Below are 14,422 nucleotides of genomic sequence, written 5' to 3'. Positions count from 1 at the left end.
CGCCGGGACCCAGCCCAGCCGGATCTCAGCCCAGCCGGGGCTCGGCGGCCCGGGTGCCGTCCGCGTGCCAGAGCCCGGAAGCGCCGCGGCGGTGGCTGCCGAGCAGGTGGGTGTCCACGATGCCCACGGCCTCCATGAGGGCGAACATGGTGGTGGGGCCGACGAACGCGAAGCCGCGGCGCTTGAGCTCCTTGGAGAGGGCCAGGGACTCGAGGGAACTGCTCGGCACCTCGGCGACCGTGCAGGGTAGGGGCGTGGTCTCGGGGCGGAAGTGCCAGATCAGCGCGGCGAGACCGCCGTCCGCGCGCAGTTCGAGGGTGGCCGCTGCGTTCTGGATCGCGGCGTCGATCTTGCGGCGATTGCGCACGATCCCGGCGTCAGCCATGAGGCGCTCCACGTCCGCCTCGCCAAAGCCCGCCACGGCCTCGGGGTCGAAGCCGGCAAACGCCGCGCGGAAGGCCTCTCGCTTGCGCAGGATGGTGAGCCAGGAGAGCCCCGATTGGAAGGCCTCGAGGGTGAGCCGCTCGTAGAGGCCTGCCTCGGTGGTGACGGGGACGCCCCATTCGTGGTCGTAGTACTCACGCAACAGGGCGTCGCCGTTGCCCCAGGGGGTTCGGTGGACCCCGTCCTCGCCGAGCGTGTCGGCGCCGGGGGCGGGGGCGCCGACCGGGCGGTCCTGCGCCTGCTGGGTCGGGATCGTGTCTGCCATGCCCCGAGTCTTTCACCCCTGCCACACCCGCGGGCCCGCCCCGGCCGTGCAGGGGAACAACACGCCGCACTGGGCACCCTGTGAGGGGCTTTCGCGCCCCTCGGCCGCCGTGTCAGGATGAGCCCCCACGGACCCGCGCCCGCCCGGCCGGCCGCCCCCGGCGGCTCAGCAGGCGAGGCGCCCGCACCGCGCAGCCCTTCTAGGAGCCATCATGAGCGTGAACCGCAACCTCTCCCCGTACCTCGGCTTCCGCGACAGCGCCCGCGCGGCGCTCGAGTTCTACGCCGGCCTCTTCTCGGGGGAACTGGAACTGACGACCTTCGGCGAATTCGGCATGGGCGAGGACGAGGCGGAGCGCGCCCTCATCATGCACGGCCAGCTCACGGTGGACGGCGAGGCCCTGCTCATGGCCTCGGATACCCCGAAGGAGATGGAGCTCCCGCCCGCCTCCTCGACGCGCCTGGCCCTCTTCGGCGGCCCGGAGGACGAGGCCCGGCTGCGGGGCTACTGGGCGGCGCTCAGCGAGGGCAGCACCATCGAGATGCCGCTCGAGCTGGCCCCGTGGGGAGACGCCTTCGGACAGCTCACCGACCGCTTCGGCACGCCCTGGTTCGTCAACATCGCCGGGGAGCAGCCGCAGGGCTAGCGCGGACCTGGCCGGTCCTGCCCGGCCCGGAGAGGCCCGGCCCGGCGCTCCCCACCCAGCCCCTGCCATCCCGGGAACAGCGAAACGGCGCCGGCGCGGGACAAACCCGCGCCGGCGCCGTCGTGCTCCGCAGTCCTCGCAACGCGAGGGAAGACCTCAGACGGTCAGCGTCTGCTGCTCAAAGCCCAGGCGGGCCTGGCGCTCGCGGTACCCAGCGCCGTCGGCCGCCGGGTATCCAAGGTTCACCACGGCGAAGGACTGCCAGCCGTTTTCGGCGAAGAAGGCCTCGTCCATGCCCTTGGCATCGAAGCCGGCCTGCGGCCCCACGTCCAGGCCGAGCCCGCGCGCTGCCAGCAGGAAGTAGCCCATCTGGATCGCGGCGTTGGTCTTGGCCATGCCCACGCGCATCGGCTCGTTGGCGGCGAAGGTGTCCTTCGCTGCGGCACGGAACGGCGCGAGCGTCTCGAGGTGCTCGTGCCACGCGGCGTCGAAGGCCAGGACTGCAACGAGCGGGGCGGCGAGCGTCTTCTCGCGGTTGCCCTCGCCCATGAGCGCGCCAACGGTGGTCTTGGCCTCGGGGCTGCGCACCCACAGGATGCGCAGCGGCTGGGTGTTCATGGCCGTGGGCGGCATGACCGTGAGCTCGTGGAGGCGCTCCAGCACGGAGTCGGGCACCTCAATGGGGGCGAAGGAGTTCGCGGTGTGGGCGTGCGTGAACAGCAGGCCGAGGGCCTCCTCGTCGAGGACGCGGACGGGCTCGGCGGTGGTGGTGCTCATGAAGGGGTGTTCCTTGTGTCGCTGGTGCTTCAGGGGTGGTGGGGGTGTCCGACCGGGCTCACCGGCACGTTCACCGTCGGCTCGTCGGGCCGCGGGCCGTTGAGCTTGAGCAGCAGCTGTGCGAGCTGCTGCACCTGCTCAACGTTCCAGGAGCGCAGGCGTTCCTGGACCTCCATGCGCTGCTTGTGGCTCGTGGCGGCGTAGCGCTCGGCCGCGTCCGAGGAGAGGCGGATGAGCTGGGCCCGCGCGTCGTGTGGGTCCTGCTCTCGCAGGACAAAGCCGATCTCCTCGAGCCGCTTGATGGAGCGGGAGACCATCGACTTGTCGGTCTCCAGCAGGTCCGTCAGCTCGCGGGAGGTGACCCCGCGGTGCTCCGGCAGGTGCGCGTCGTGGTGCCAGAGGGCCCCGACCACCTTGAAGTCGAAGGGGAGCAGGCTCGGATCCATCGCCATGGCCCGGGCCCGCATGGAGCGTCGCGCGCCGGCGACCATCCTCGCGAACTCCTGCTCCACCGCCAGGATGGAGCGATCGTGTTCGCTGAGCTGCTCGCCCTCAGCCGGCATCCCCCCGTGTGCGCGCGCGGAACCGGGCGCGCAGGCGGCGTTCAGCGCGGTGGGCAGGGGATCAGTCGCGCTGTCCATGCCGTCCACCCGTGGTGGTGTCCCCGGCGCCCGACGGCGCGGGCTCGGCCTGGGTGCCCTCCAGCACCTGCTGCTCGGCGCCGGCATCCGCCACGACGGTGGCGGCGGCCAGGGCCGCCTCCTTCTCGGACTCGGCGCGCTCGGTGCGGGTCTGGTTCGAGAGGGGCAGGTTCGGCAGGAAGATGACCGCGACGAGGGTCACGATGGCCAGGGGAGCGGCCAGCAGGAAGACGTGCGCGATGCCGTCGCCGTAGACCCACTCGAAGATGGGTCGGATGATCTCGGGCATGGAGGCCGGGGTCGGCAGCTGGCCGGACTGGTACTCCTTGGTGAAGGCCGCCAGCGCCGAGGGGTCGGTCTTGGCGAGCTCACCCATGGCGGACTTGAGCTCCCACTCCTTGTCGCCCAGCAGGCTGGGGATCTTGTTCGCCAGCATGGCGCCGAGCCAGGAGACACCGATCGTGCCGCCGAGGGAGCGGAAGAAGGTGACGGCCGAGGAGGCCACGCCCATCTCGCGTGGGTTCACGGCGTTCTGGACCACGAGGACCAGGTTCTGCATGACCATGCCGACGCCGGCGCCCATGATGAACATGTAGATCGCGACGAGCCAGTAGTTGGTGTCGTAGTGGATGGTGCCGAGGGCGAAGAGCGAGCCGGTCAGCAGCACGGAGCCGATGACGACGTAGGACTTCCACTTGCCCGTGCGGGTGATCGCGCCGCCCACCACGGTGGAGATGACCAGCAGGCCGGCCATCATCGGGATGGTCATGATGCCGGCCATCGTGGCCGTGGCGCCACGGGCCATGATCATGTACTGCGAGAGGTACACCGAGGAGCCGAACATGGCCAGGCCCACGGAGATCGAGGCGACCACGGAGAGCGTGAACGTGCGGTTCTGGAAGAGGTGCATGTCGATGAGCGGCTCCTTGACCTTGAGCTCAACGAATACGAACGCGATCAGCAGGACGGCGGCGACGGAGGTCATCCACGCGGTCTGCGGGGAGGCCCACGCGAAGGAGGAGGTCTTGGAGCTACCGGCCATGGAGACCCAGATCAGCAGCAGCGAGACGCCGGAGCCGAGCAGGACGATGCCGATGTAGTCGATGGAGACCTTGCGCTTCTCCAGCTTGGGCAGGTGCAGAGTCTTCTGCAGCAGGATCAGCGCGGCGATCGCGAAGGGCACGGACACGAAGAAGTTCCAGCGCCAGCCCATGCCATCGGGCGTGAAGCCGCCCATGTGGTCGGCGATGACGCCGCCGAGCAGCGGGCCGCCCACGGTGCCGACGGCCATGACGGCGCCGAAGAGGCCCATGTACTTGCCGCGATCACGCGGGGAGATGATGTCGGCCATGATGATCTGGGACAGCGCGGCCATGCCTCCGCCGCCGAGGCCCTGGAAGACGCGCATGGTGATGAGCATCTCGGGGGAGGTGGAGAAGCCAGCGATGGCCGAGGACGCCACAAAGATGATGAGCGAGAGCTGCATGAGCAGCTTGCGGTTCATGAGGTCGGCGAGCTTGCCCCAGATGGGCGTGGACACCGTCGTGGCCAGCAGGGCGGCCGTGATGACCCAGGTGTAGTCACTCTGGGTGCCGTTGATGTCGTGGACGATCGTGGGCATCGACGTGGAGACCACGGTGTTGGCGATCATCGACACGAACATGCCGAGGAGGAGACCGGAGAGCGCCTCCAGCACCTGTCGGTGCGACATGGACGAACCGGGCTTGGAGCCGGTCGCCGTGGGAGCAGACGTCATGACGTCCTTTCAAGACACAAGCGGAAGCCGGGGCTCGTCACCCCGGCGAAAATTGGTTGATTGGGAACAACCATACGCCGATAGTTGACCCGCGACAACCAAGGTGAGCTACGTCGCATGACTGGGCTCGCGATTCCCCTGGCCCTACGATGGAACCCGCGCCGAGATCATTTCGAGACCTTGGCCTATCCCCCATGCGCCGCTGTTGCACGCACTGCTTCAGCGGCGCTCGTTGTGCGAGAAGCACGCTTGCAAGAGAAGCGGAGACCCCGATGAGCACCACTGCGCCCCGCAACGAGCCAGGCCGTGGCGTCCTCTGGACGGCCGTCGCCGCGACCGTCGTCATCGCCGTCGGCGCCTTCGTGCTCTCCTTCGCGGCCCTGACCGATCTGGCCGAGCGCTCCGGCATCAGCCCGAGCCTCGCCTGGATCTGGCCCATCATCGTTGACGGCATGATCGTCGCCGCCACCGTCGCGATCGTCGCCCTCAACGGCCACGGCCGCCGCGCCATGTGGTACCCCTGGGCGCTGCTCTTCTTCGGCGCGATCGTCTCCACGGCCGCCAACTCCGTGCACGCCATCCTCACGGTCGAGTCCACGAACTCCGGCATCCCCACCATCGTCTCGGCGCTCGTCGCGGCCATGCCGCCGGTCGTCCTGCTGGCCATCACCCACCTGACGGTGCACATGTACCAGAAGCGCGCCGAGGTCATCCTGGCCAAGCGCCTCGAGGCCGAGGCCGTGTGGGCCGAGGACGAGAAGTACCGCCGCGAGCTCGAGCTGCGCCGGGCAAGCGCCGCCGCCGCCATGGCCCAGGCCATCGCCACGGGCGAGGAGGCCGGTGCCCATCAGGCCGAGCTCGCCTCGCTCGACGCCGAGCTCGAGGCCCTCGAGGCCGAGATCATGGGGCGCCCCGCGTCCCAGCAGGCCTGAGCCGCCAGGCGCGGTAGCGCCACGTAGCCACCGCCCGACGGCGGGTGCCCACCTTGAGGTGGGCACCCGCCGTCGGGCCTTTTGTTGCGTCTGTTCCCGGCGCTCCCTGGCGTGGTTTGGCCCGCGGGGCGTCCGACGGGCCAAGATGGGGGCATGACCTTCGAAGGTGCCCCGGATCCGGAGAGCGAGCTCGCGCCCCCGTCGCGCGCCTATGTGCGCGTCCTCGACTGGGTGGAGAGCGAGATGCGGGCCGGCCGGTTGCGCATCGGCGACCAGCTCCCGGGCGAGCGCGCGCTCGCCGAAGAGCACGGGATCTCGCGCGCGAGCGTGCGCGACGCCATCCGCACGCTCGAGGTGATGGGCCTCGTGCGCACCGCCACGGGTTCCGGCCCGCGCGCCGGCGCCGTGCTCATCTCGCGCCCCGCCAAGGGCATCTCCAACATGCTGCGCCTGCACGTGGCGAGCTCCGGGCTGCTCGTCGAGGACATCGTGGAGGTGCGCGCGCTCCTGGAGACGTGGGCCGCGACCGTGGTGGACCTTGACCTCTGGGCCGACGGCGGCCAGGAGATCCTGCATGAGGCGGCCGACCTGCTCGAGACCATGGAGGACGTCTCGCTCTCGCGCGACGAGTTCCAGGCGCTCGACACGCGTTTCCACGTGCTCCTGGCCAAGCTGGCCGGCAACGCGGTGCTGGACGCCGTCATGGCCTCGCTCAAGGACGCCGTGGGCGATGTGGTCTCCGAGGCCGTGCCCACGGAGGAGGAGTGGAAGCCGCTCGCGACCGTGCTACGCCACCAGCACCAAGGCATCTTCGACGCCGTGAGCGGGCGCGAGCACCACAAGGCCGCGCACCTGCTGCGCGAGCACATCGAATGGTTCTACGCGAATACCACGGCCAAGCGGCCCGAGACGCCGGAGCATCCGCCGCGCCTGGGGGCCTGAGTTTCGCCGGGGCCCGGGCCTGCGTTGCTGGGCGCCCGCGGCGCATCCGGTCACGATCCGTTGCGTGCCCTTTCGCTTGGACGGGGGAGCGGCCTACCGTCGAGGCATGAAAACACGCCCCCTCCTCGGTGTTGCCCTGCTCGGTTCTGCCCTGGCCCTCGCGCTCAGCGCGTGCGGCCCCTCCTCGCTCAGCGGAGTGTCTCCCGCTCCCGCCGGTTCCTCGCTCGCGGCCCCACACTCGGCCGTCCCCGCCACGCCGTCGCCGAGCGCCTCCGACGGATCCACGGCCGGCCCGGCCGCCTCCTCCACGGCGACGGCCGGCCCCTCCGTGGGGACGGGCGAGCCCTCCGTGAGCCTGGGCGAGACGAACGCCAAGGTCACCCTGTATGGCTCCTCGAGCTGCCCGCCGGAGATCGAGTCCTCCGCCGTGACCGACGGCGTGCTGACGATCAAGCTCGTCGACCCGAAGGGTGCAGGTGCCTGCACGGCCGACCTGGCGCCCCACGAGTTCACCGTGGAGATCAAGGCCGAGGAGATCACGAGCATCCGCTCCGCCGTCTACTCGAGCCAGGGCGTGGAGCACCCGCTGCAGCTGCTGCGCTGAGTCAGCCCGGCCCGGCCGGCGCCTCAACGGGGCGCCGGGTCCGCCCCGCCGGGAGGCGGGGCGGGCGCCCGGCCCGGGCATACGCCGTCGGGCACCGAACCGGTCCCGGCCGCCCTCAGGAGTGCTGCGGCTTCCCCGCCTTGCGGTACGCCTCGGTGCCCCAGAAGTGCGCCACGACGGTGCCGTCGGTGTGCTCGAGCACGGGAACGGTCACCTCGGCGACCGCCGGGGCGAGCGCCTCGGCGAGCGTGCTCGCCTGGGACAGGCGGTCGAGCTGCGCCCACGTGGGCGGCATGAGGGCCAGTGTCCCCTGGGCGAACTGCTCCAGCGCCTCGGCGGGGCGCACCCAGAAGGAGCGCGCGGTCTCTGTGGTCGCGTCGTCGGCCTCCTGGCCCTCCGGGAGGACGGCGGCGAAGAAGCGCGTGTCGTAGCGGCGCGGCTCGCCCTCCGGAGTGATCCAGCGGTCAACGCACGTGAGAGCGCCGAGCAAGGGGGCGAGGTTCCGCTCGTCCAAGAGGGCGGCGAGGCCAACGCGGTGGGCCGCGAGGTCGTCGCGATCGCCCGGCGCCACGGCTCCGTCGCCGCCCTCGGCCAGGAGCACGCCGCACTCCTCGAAGGTCTCGCGGAGCGCCGCGCTCACCACGGCGCCGGCCAGCGCACGCTCGGCGGCGTTCGTGGGGTCGAGGCCCAGGCGGTCGGCGCCGGCGATGGCGCCCCAGGCCTCCGTCCCCTCGCGGTCGCTCGCGTCCACCGAGCCGCCCGGGAAGACCGCGGCGCCGGCCGCGAAGGCCATGCTGCTCGCGCGCACCTGCATGAAGACCTCCACGCCCTGGGCGTCCCGAGCGGGGCGCAGCAACAGGACGGTCGCGGCGTCCTTCACGACGGCGGGTGGGGTGCTCATGCGCTGCTCCTGAACGATCGGTCGGTTTTGCCCGAGTCTAAGCAGTGCGTGCCGCCTGTGGGGAAGCTCCCACGCCCGAATCCGGTTGAACTTCGGTAGCGTTCAACGCTGAAGGCACGCCGCCGCCCGATCCTCCGGGCGCGGCGCCGAGCACGGCAGTACTAAGGCAGGAGTGGCATGGCTCAGATCGTGGACGTGGCGGGTGTCGGGGAGATCCCCGAGGGTGAGGCCGTGGTGGTGGACGGCGACGCCAACGAGACCGGCCGCGACATCGCGGTGTTCCACGCCGAGACGGGCGAGTTCTTCGCGCTGGACGACGAGTGCACCCACGAGACCGCGTCGCTCGCCGACGGCTGGATCGAGGGCGATCGCGTCGAGTGCCCGCTGCACGCCGCCGAGTTCTGCCTGCGCACGGGCAAGGTCCTGTGCCTGCCCGCCACCGAGTCGGCGCGCACCCACAAGGTCGAGGTCGTCGACGGTCGCGTGCTGCTGCACCCCGGCGAGTCCGTCGAGGGCGCTGACCGCCCGTGAGCGCACCCCAGCCCTCCTCCGTCCTCGTGATCGGCGGAGGCCCCGCCGGCTACACCTTCGTGGACCAGCTGCGCCTGCGCGGCTACCGCGGCGAGCTCACGCTCATCGACCCACGCGGCCTGCCCATGGATCGACCGCCGCTCTCCAAGGAGTTCCTGCGCGGGGCCATGGGCCGCGAGGAACTGCGCTTCCGCGAGGCCGAGTGGTTCGAGGAACGCTCCATCACCGTCATCGCCGGCGCCGTGGAGGAGATCTCCGGGGTCCGGCTCTCCGAGGACGCGGCCGGCTGGGAGGTCTTCCTCGAGAACGGGCCGCGGCTGCTCTCCGAGGTGGTGGTGCTCGCGACGGGCACCGTCCCGACCCGCCCCGAGCTGCCGGGGCTGGACGAGCTGGCTCCGCTGACCTTCTACACGATCGACGACGCCGAGGCGCTCGCGCCCTTCCTGCGCCCCGGGGCCACCGTCGGCGTCATCGGCGCGGGGCTCGTCGGCGCCGAGGCGGCCTCCGTGGCGGCCGAGCGCGGCGCCGAGGTGCTCCTGGTGAGCCCGCGCTCGCCCGCCGCCGTGCGGAGTTTCGGCGAGGAGGCGGCGGCCCATCTGCACGCCAAGCACGAGCCGCGCGGCGTTCGGCTGATCACGGGCACCGTGCGTTCGGCGACCCCGGCCGAGGTGGCTCCCGGTGAGCCGGTTGGGCGTGCCGCCACTCTGACGCTTGAGAATGGCGAGTCGGTCGGCGTGGACGTCCTGGTCATCGCGACCGGCTCCGTGCCCTGCGACGGCCTGGGTGTGGACGCCGGGGCCCAGGCCGCCGGCGCCGAGGCGGGCGGCGGTCTCCTCGTCGACGCCGCCGGGCGCACCTCCCTGCCCAACCTCTGGGCCATCGGCGATGTGGCGCGCGGCGTGGACGCCACCGGCGCCCCGCTGCCGCAACACGCCCACTGGGAGGCGGCCATGCACTCGGCCGAGGACGCGGCCGCGGCGCTGCTCGGGCAGTTCCCCGAGGAGCGCGGTGCCCGCTGGTTCTGGTCCGATCGCCACGGGGAACACGTGGAGGTCGTTGGCACGCAGGCTCCGGTGGCGGGCGGCGCCGTGGTGCGCCGCGAGGACGCGCGCGGACTGCGCGGCGTCTTCACGCTGGGCGCCGGCGGCGAGCTGCTCGGCGCCGTGACCTTCGACGACGCCCGCCTGGCCCGCGCAGCGCGCCGGCTCATCGACCGGGCCAAGCCCGTGGACGCCGCGGCGCTCGCCGATCCCGAGGTCTCCGCCAAGGACCTCGTGAGGCCGCCGCGCCGGGACTGACGCCGGCCCGCCCGCGCGGTCACGCGCCGTCGTGCGCTAGCGAAGCCTGTCGCGGCTGACGCCGGCGCGCCCGGCCGGCCCCTGTGCGAAAAACCGAGCCTTCCTGGACTTTTGCGTGTACTCGAGTGCACGGATTGTTCAGGGAGGCTCGGTTTTTCTGCACGGGGTGGCGCCGCGCCCGCTCGGCCGCTCCCTCCGTCACATTCTTCACCAGGTTATATAACTTGGTGATACATTCTTGGAGTGAACCAGAACGATCAGGCACCCTCCAGCGGCGACGTCATTGGAGCCCTCCTCGGCCGGATGTGGGTGCTCAACCGCATCGCCTCCAGCCGCGCCCAGGGCGGCCACTCGCCGTCGTACTACCGGGTGCTCGGCCTGCTGACCGACTCCAACGCCCGCCGGATCGGCGATCTTGCCGCCGCGGTGCACGTGAGCCAGCCCGGCATGACCAAGATCGTCAAGGCGCTCGAGGAAGCCGGCGCGGTGCAACGCGGCTCCGACCCCACCGACTCCCGCGCCACCCTGGTCTCCATCACGGAGGAAGGCCGCGCCCTGCTCAGCAGCCGCGCCACCCAGATCGTTGATCTTTTGCTGCCCCACTTCGCCCCGTTGAGCGAAGCCGAGCGGCGCACCCTGCAGGATGCCGTCGACATCCTCGCGAAGCACATGCCGGGGGAGTCGACGCACCCCGAGGAGGAGGCGCGATGAGCGTCGAAACGGACGCTGAACTCGCAGTAGCCAAGGAGACCGGCGGCCACGGTGCCGCCGGCTGGTGGAAGCAGCCCAAGGCCGTGTGGGCCGTGGCGCTCGCCGCCATGGTGTCCTTCATGGGCATCGGCCTCGTGGACCCCATCCTCCCGGCCATCACCGAGGAACTGCACGCCACGCCCACCGAGGCGTCGCTGCTCTTCACCTCCTACCTCTTCGTCACGGCCATCGCGATGTTCTTCACCTCGTGGGTCTCCGGCCGCCTCGGTGCGCGCAACACGCTGCTGCTTGGCCTTGCGCTCGTGGTCGTGTTTGCGTTGGCCTCCGGCCTGGCGCCGTCCGTGCCGTGGATCATCGGCTTCCGGGCCGTGTGGGGCCTCGGCAACGCCCTCTTCCTCTCCACCGCGCTCGCAACGATCATCGGCGAGGCCCGTAGCGCCGACGGCGCGATCATCCTCTACGAGGCCGCGCTCGGCGTTGGCATGGCCGTGGGCCCGCTCGTGGGCGGCGTCCTCGGCTCGATCTCCTGGCGTGCCCCGTTCATCGGCACCGCCGTGCTCATGGCCATCGCCTTCATCGCGATCGTGTCCATGCTGAAGTCCGGCGCCGTCCAGAAGCGCCACGTCTCCCCGCTCGCCGCGTTCCGCGCACTGAGGAAGCCGGCGCTGCTCTCCTTCGGCGTCATCGCGTTCTTCTACAACATGGGCTTCTTCGTGATCCTCGCGTGGACGCCGTTCCCGCTGGGCTTCGGCGCCATGGGCATCGGCCTCACGTTCTTCGGCTGGGGCCTGGCACTCGCGATCACCTCGGTGTTCGGCGCGCCCGCCCTGACGAAGCGCTTCAAGCGCACCTCCGTTCTGGCCGCCGGGCTCATCGCCCTGCTGGTCCTGCTGGTGCTGTGCGCCGTGTTTGTGGCCTCCGCGCCCGCGCTCATCGTCCTCATGGTGCTCTCCGGCCTGGTCCTCGGCATCATGAACACCGTCCTGACCGAGTCCTCCATGGAGTCCACAGATCTGCCCCGCCCCGTGGCCTCCTCGGCGTACTCCGGCATCCGCTTCCTGGGCGGCGCCATCGCCCCGCCGCTGGCCTCCTCGCTCGCCAAGAGCTTCGGTTTCGAGGGCGCCCCCTACCTCTACGGCGCGGCCGGCGTGCTCGTGGCCGTGGTGCTCATCTTCGTGCTGCGCGGGCCCGTCTCGGCCGCGAACCGGACGGAGGAGGTCTCAGAACTCGAAGCGGCCGAAGCCCTCATCGGCGACGCCGCCTGAGCGGACCCTGGCCGGCGGCGCGGCCGCGATCACCGCGCCGTTTCACCGCCCGCCGGGCTGACTCCGGCCGACAACCTCGCGCCCCGGCACCGAGCAAGCGCTCGGTGCCGGGGCGTCGTCGTGCCCTGGCCGTGGATCGTGATGCCCGACGGCGTGTGGTGGCCTCGCACCGGGCCCGCGCCGCGGGCGCGGGGCCCGGTGCGAGGCCCGCCGCGTTGGGTGCCCCGCACCGGCGTGCCAAGGTTGCCCGCCCCGGCAACCTTGGTGCGCGCCGCGGATATGATGCGGCGCATGAGCGCAGATCACACCGCGAGTCCCGCGGGCGAGGTCCCGGAGGTTCCCGAGGCCCTGGCTGAACCGACCGAGCGGGTGCGCTGGAGGTGGACGGCGTCGGTGGCCCTCGTCAGCGTGGGCATCAACACCGCGATCTTCGCGACGCTCAACCAACTCATGCCGCTGCAGTCAGCCGCGATCGGGGGCGAGGACTCCAAGGAATCGGTGCTCTCGCTCGCCGGCACCGTGGGCGTGCTCGTGGCGATGCTGATCAACCCCTTGGTGGGGGCGCTCTCCGACAGGACGCACTCGCGCTGGGGGCGGCGCGTCCCGTGGATCGTGGCCGGTGCGGTGCTCGCCACGGGCTTCCTGCTGCTGACCGCCGGCTCCACGAGCATCGGCATGCTCTGCCTGGGGTGGGCAGGTGCGCAGGCGGGGCTCAACGCGATGTCCGCCGCGATCACAGCCGCCGTGCCCGACCGCGCCCCGGTGGAGCAGCGCGGCCTCGTGGGCGGGCTCGTGGCCACGGGCATCACGCTGGGCATCCTCGTGGGTTCCGCGATCGGCATGTTCATCAACGGCGCCGTGTGGCTCGGTTATCTCATGGCGATCGTCGTGATGCTCGTGTGCGCCGTGCCGTACGTGTTGCGCCCGAACGACCCGGTGCTGCGGCGCGGCGCCCTGCCCCGCGGGTCCCTGCGCGAGTTCCTCGCCGGCTTCTGGGTGAGCCCGCGCAAGCACCCGGACTTCGCGTGGGCCTGGCTGGGCCGCCTGCTCATGATGACCGCGACGCAACTGACCATCGTGTACCTGCTCTTCTACCTGACGGACGTGTTGAAGCATCCGAACCCCGCGGCCGGGGTGTTCGTCCTGACGGCGATCTACGCGTTTGGGACGCTGCTGTGCGCGGCGGTGGCCGGGGCGATCTCCGACCGCACGGGGCGGCGTCCGCTCGTGGCGCTGTCCTCGGGGCTCATTGCCGCGGCCGCGCTGCTCATGGCGTGCGCACCGCTCTTCGGAGGTGCGCAGTTCACGGCCGCCATCATCGCCGCGGCGATCCTCGGCCTCGGCAACGGCGCCTACCTGGGCGTGGACTTCGCGCTGCTCACGCAGGTGCTCCCGAGCTCCGGTGCCCGCGGCAAGGACATGGGCATCATCAACATCGCTGCCTCGCTGCCGCAGATCTTCGCGCTGGGGCTCGCGTTCCTCGCCGTGACGAAGCTCGGCGGGTACACCACGCTGTTCGTGATGGCGGGGGTGATCGGCATCCTCGGAGCCCTGAGCGTGTACCGCATCAAGTCGGTGCGCTGAGCGTGCCGGTCAATCGGCGCTACCGGTCCGCGCGGCGCGGCGCCTCCGCGCGGCGCTCCGGGCCAACTCCCCGGTTCTTGCACTTTTCCCCGGTCGATACGCGGGGAAAAGTGCAAGCACCGGGGATGTAGCTACGCCGCCATCGGCACGGCCAGGGGAACACCCGCGGCTCGCAGCGTTCGGATGAGGCGTTCGGGCTCATAGAGGTCAGCCCACGTCCAGCGGATGACGCGGAAGCCGAGCCGCGTGAGCCGGTTTTCGCGCTGCTTCTCGTTCCACACGGCTTGCTCCGCGCTCGGTGCCCCCGGCCCGAACGTGCCGTTGTACTTCGCCCGTCCGTCGAACTCACCGATGACGCCGATCTCAGGCCAGCTGAAGTCGGTGTAGCCGATGAGTCCGCGTTCATCCCAGTGCTCCTGCTGCAACTGCGGTGCGGCGAGCCCGGCCTCGATCATGATGGCTCGGCTGACCGACTCGCCCGGAGATTGGGCGCCTGCGCTGGAGCGGTCCAAGGCCAGGGTGGCCCGCTGCCTGCGGATGCCAGGAGGCAGAGCGAGGACGGCGCGGCGAGCTGCTGCCGGGTCGATCACGAGGGTTCGTGGATCGTCGGACCCGCCGCTGCGGCTGAGCAGGACGTCGCGCAAGACAGCGTCCGTCACCACCAACGAACGCGTCAGAGGTGCCCGCTGTAGCATCTCGACCAGACACTCCACGGGGTCAAGGATTGCGAACTCACCTGTGCTTGAGTGTGCGGCGGCGGGGTGATGGTGGCGTCTCACCTGCGGCAATGGGTGACGGTATCCGGACGGGGCAGCGGTTCCCGGCGAGATGACCAAGGTCTCGGCGCCTCGTCCCGCCCGCGAGCCGCTGCTGACGGCCAAGGTCAGGGCCGGCGGCGGTCCGAAGGTGGGGAAGCCGAGCAAGAGCAGTGCGCTTTCGCCGCAGAACACCGCCGGCCCGTGCTGGTGTTTTGCCGTGGCGGTGGCGATGAACCTCTCTGCGGCCGTGGAGCGTTCCCAGCGCATTCGCTCGACGTAGTACCCGGGCTGGATTCGGACCAGCTCGCCGCGCTCAAAGCGGCGCACAAGCGATCGATTCGCGGAGCTGCGCAAGAGCTCCGGCCAG

Annotated in this window: 15 protein-coding genes; 9 read left to right on the top strand and 6 right to left on the bottom strand. The window is 71.1% G+C overall.

What is annotated here, in order from left to right; genetic code table 11:
* Nucleotides 1-25 precede the first annotated feature (25 nt).
* On the bottom strand, nt 26-709 hold the full coding sequence (locus tag DWB68_RS01535; RefSeq protein WP_119423365.1) for a DNA-3-methyladenine glycosylase I: 684 nt from the start codon (nt 707-709) through the stop codon (nt 26-28).
* Nucleotides 710-920: 211 nt separating this feature from the next.
* Between DWB68_RS01535 and DWB68_RS01530 the strand changes: the two genes are divergently transcribed.
* Entirely contained in the window at nt 921-1,355 is a 435-nt protein-coding gene (locus DWB68_RS01530) for a VOC family protein (protein WP_199700347.1), read from the top strand.
* Between the two features lie 156 nt (nt 1,356-1,511).
* Here the strand turns inward: DWB68_RS01530 and DWB68_RS01525 are convergent, their stop codons facing one another.
* Genes DWB68_RS01525 through DWB68_RS01515 form a run of 3 tightly spaced genes read right to left on the bottom strand, consistent with a single transcriptional unit; the run spans nt 1,512 to nt 4,529 of the window.
* Complete coding sequence (locus tag DWB68_RS01525) at nt 1,512-2,132, bottom strand: malonic semialdehyde reductase (protein ID WP_119423364.1); 621 nt, start codon at nt 2,130-2,132, stop codon at nt 1,512-1,514.
* A 29-nt stretch (nt 2,133-2,161) separates the two neighbouring features.
* A complete protein-coding gene (locus DWB68_RS01520) occupies nt 2,162-2,773 on the bottom strand; it encodes a MarR family winged helix-turn-helix transcriptional regulator (protein WP_158588173.1) in 612 nt (203 codons plus the stop codon).
* A complete protein-coding gene (locus DWB68_RS01515; protein ID WP_233548552.1) occupies nt 2,757-4,529 on the bottom strand; it encodes an MDR family MFS transporter in 1,773 nt (590 codons plus the stop codon). The genes DWB68_RS01520 and DWB68_RS01515 overlap by 17 nt, the downstream gene beginning before the upstream one ends.
* Nucleotides 4,530-4,801: 272 nt before the next feature.
* Here DWB68_RS01515 and DWB68_RS01510 point away from each other — a divergent pair, with 272 nt between their 5' ends.
* The 3 genes from DWB68_RS01510 (at nt 4,802) to DWB68_RS01500 (ending at nt 7,007) form a co-directional block, all read left to right on the top strand.
* Nucleotides 4,802-5,461 carry a DUF2637 domain-containing protein gene (locus DWB68_RS01510; RefSeq protein ID WP_119423362.1) on the top strand — a complete coding sequence of 220 codons (660 nt, stop codon included), beginning with the start codon at nt 4,802-4,804 and terminating at the stop codon, nt 5,459-5,461.
* 153 nt (nt 5,462-5,614) lie between these two features.
* Nucleotides 5,615-6,403 (top strand): FadR/GntR family transcriptional regulator, encoded by a 789-nt coding sequence (locus tag DWB68_RS01505; protein ID WP_119423361.1) that lies wholly within the window; start codon nt 5,615-5,617, stop codon nt 6,401-6,403.
* A gap of 106 nt (nt 6,404-6,509) precedes the next feature.
* Nucleotides 6,510-7,007, top strand: coding sequence for a hypothetical protein (locus DWB68_RS01500; protein WP_119423360.1), 498 nt, complete (start codon nt 6,510-6,512; stop codon nt 7,005-7,007).
* Between the two features lie 115 nt (nt 7,008-7,122).
* On the opposite strand, the gene DWB68_RS01495 is transcribed toward DWB68_RS01500, so the two are convergent.
* Nucleotides 7,123-7,908 carry an NUDIX hydrolase gene (locus tag DWB68_RS01495; RefSeq protein ID WP_119423359.1) on the bottom strand — a complete coding sequence of 262 codons (786 nt, stop codon included), beginning with the start codon at nt 7,906-7,908 and terminating at the stop codon, nt 7,123-7,125.
* Nucleotides 7,909-8,085: 177 nt separating this feature from the next.
* Between DWB68_RS01495 and DWB68_RS01490 the strand changes: the two genes are divergently transcribed.
* The 5 genes from DWB68_RS01490 (at nt 8,086) to DWB68_RS01470 (ending at nt 13,297) form a co-directional block, all read left to right on the top strand.
* On the top strand, nt 8,086-8,439 hold the full coding sequence (locus tag DWB68_RS01490; RefSeq protein ID WP_119423358.1) for a bifunctional 3-phenylpropionate/cinnamic acid dioxygenase ferredoxin subunit: 354 nt from the start codon (nt 8,086-8,088) through the stop codon (nt 8,437-8,439).
* On the top strand, nt 8,436-9,737 hold the full coding sequence (locus DWB68_RS01485; RefSeq protein ID WP_119423357.1) for an NAD(P)/FAD-dependent oxidoreductase: 1,302 nt from the start codon (nt 8,436-8,438) through the stop codon (nt 9,735-9,737). Before DWB68_RS01490 ends, DWB68_RS01485 begins: the two co-directional genes overlap by 4 nt.
* Nucleotides 9,738-9,980: 243 nt before the next feature.
* Nucleotides 9,981-10,448 carry a MarR family winged helix-turn-helix transcriptional regulator gene (locus tag DWB68_RS01480; RefSeq protein WP_119423356.1) on the top strand — a complete coding sequence of 156 codons (468 nt, stop codon included), beginning with the start codon at nt 9,981-9,983 and terminating at the stop codon, nt 10,446-10,448.
* Nucleotides 10,445-11,713, top strand: a complete 1,269-nt coding sequence (locus DWB68_RS01475; protein WP_119423355.1) for an MFS transporter — start codon at nt 10,445-10,447, stop codon at nt 11,711-11,713. Before DWB68_RS01480 ends, DWB68_RS01475 begins: the two co-directional genes overlap by 4 nt.
* Before the next feature lie 291 nt (nt 11,714-12,004).
* A complete protein-coding gene (locus DWB68_RS01470; protein WP_119423415.1) occupies nt 12,005-13,297 on the top strand; it encodes an MFS transporter in 1,293 nt (430 codons plus the stop codon).
* A gap of 131 nt (nt 13,298-13,428) precedes the next feature.
* On the opposite strand, the gene DWB68_RS01465 is transcribed toward DWB68_RS01470, so the two are convergent.
* Entirely contained in the window at nt 13,429-14,382 is a 954-nt protein-coding gene (locus DWB68_RS01465; RefSeq protein ID WP_119423354.1) for a hypothetical protein, read from the bottom strand.
* Nucleotides 14,383-14,422: the final 40 nt, after the last annotated feature.

Source organism: Galactobacter valiniphilus (assembly GCF_003575975.1).
In the GTDB taxonomy this organism is placed as follows: Bacteria; Actinomycetota; Actinomycetes; order Actinomycetales; family Micrococcaceae; genus Galactobacter; species Galactobacter valiniphilus.
Note: the sequence above shows the minus strand (reverse complement) of the source record. Positions and strands in the feature narration are given on the sequence as shown.

Bases quoted from the DNA above. Each gene is read 5' to 3' on its own strand.
- DWB68_RS01535 (WP_119423365.1), bottom strand. From the start codon at position 709: ATGGCAGACACGATCCCGACCCAGCAGGCGCAGGACCGCCCGGTCGGC.
- DWB68_RS01530 (WP_199700347.1), top strand. From the start codon at position 921: ATGAGCGTGAACCGCAACCTCTCCCCGTACCTCGGCTTCCGCGACAGC.
- DWB68_RS01525 (WP_119423364.1), bottom strand. From the start codon at position 2,132: ATGAGCACCACCACCGCCGAGCCCGTCCGCGTCCTCGACGAGGAGGCC.
- DWB68_RS01520 (WP_158588173.1), bottom strand. From the start codon at position 2,773: ATGGACAGCGCGACTGATCCCCTGCCCACCGCGCTGAACGCCGCCTGC.
- DWB68_RS01515 (WP_233548552.1), bottom strand. From the start codon at position 4,529: ATGACGTCTGCTCCCACGGCGACCGGCTCCAAGCCCGGTTCGTCCATG.
- DWB68_RS01510 (WP_119423362.1), top strand. From the start codon at position 4,802: ATGAGCACCACTGCGCCCCGCAACGAGCCAGGCCGTGGCGTCCTCTGG.
- DWB68_RS01505 (WP_119423361.1), top strand. From the start codon at position 5,615: ATGACCTTCGAAGGTGCCCCGGATCCGGAGAGCGAGCTCGCGCCCCCG.
- DWB68_RS01500 (WP_119423360.1), top strand. From the start codon at position 6,510: ATGAAAACACGCCCCCTCCTCGGTGTTGCCCTGCTCGGTTCTGCCCTG.
- DWB68_RS01495 (WP_119423359.1), bottom strand. From the start codon at position 7,908: ATGAGCACCCCACCCGCCGTCGTGAAGGACGCCGCGACCGTCCTGTTG.
- DWB68_RS01490 (WP_119423358.1), top strand. From the start codon at position 8,086: ATGGCTCAGATCGTGGACGTGGCGGGTGTCGGGGAGATCCCCGAGGGT.
- DWB68_RS01475 (WP_119423355.1), top strand. From the start codon at position 10,445: ATGAGCGTCGAAACGGACGCTGAACTCGCAGTAGCCAAGGAGACCGGC.
- DWB68_RS01470 (WP_119423415.1), top strand. From the start codon at position 12,005: ATGAGCGCAGATCACACCGCGAGTCCCGCGGGCGAGGTCCCGGAGGTT.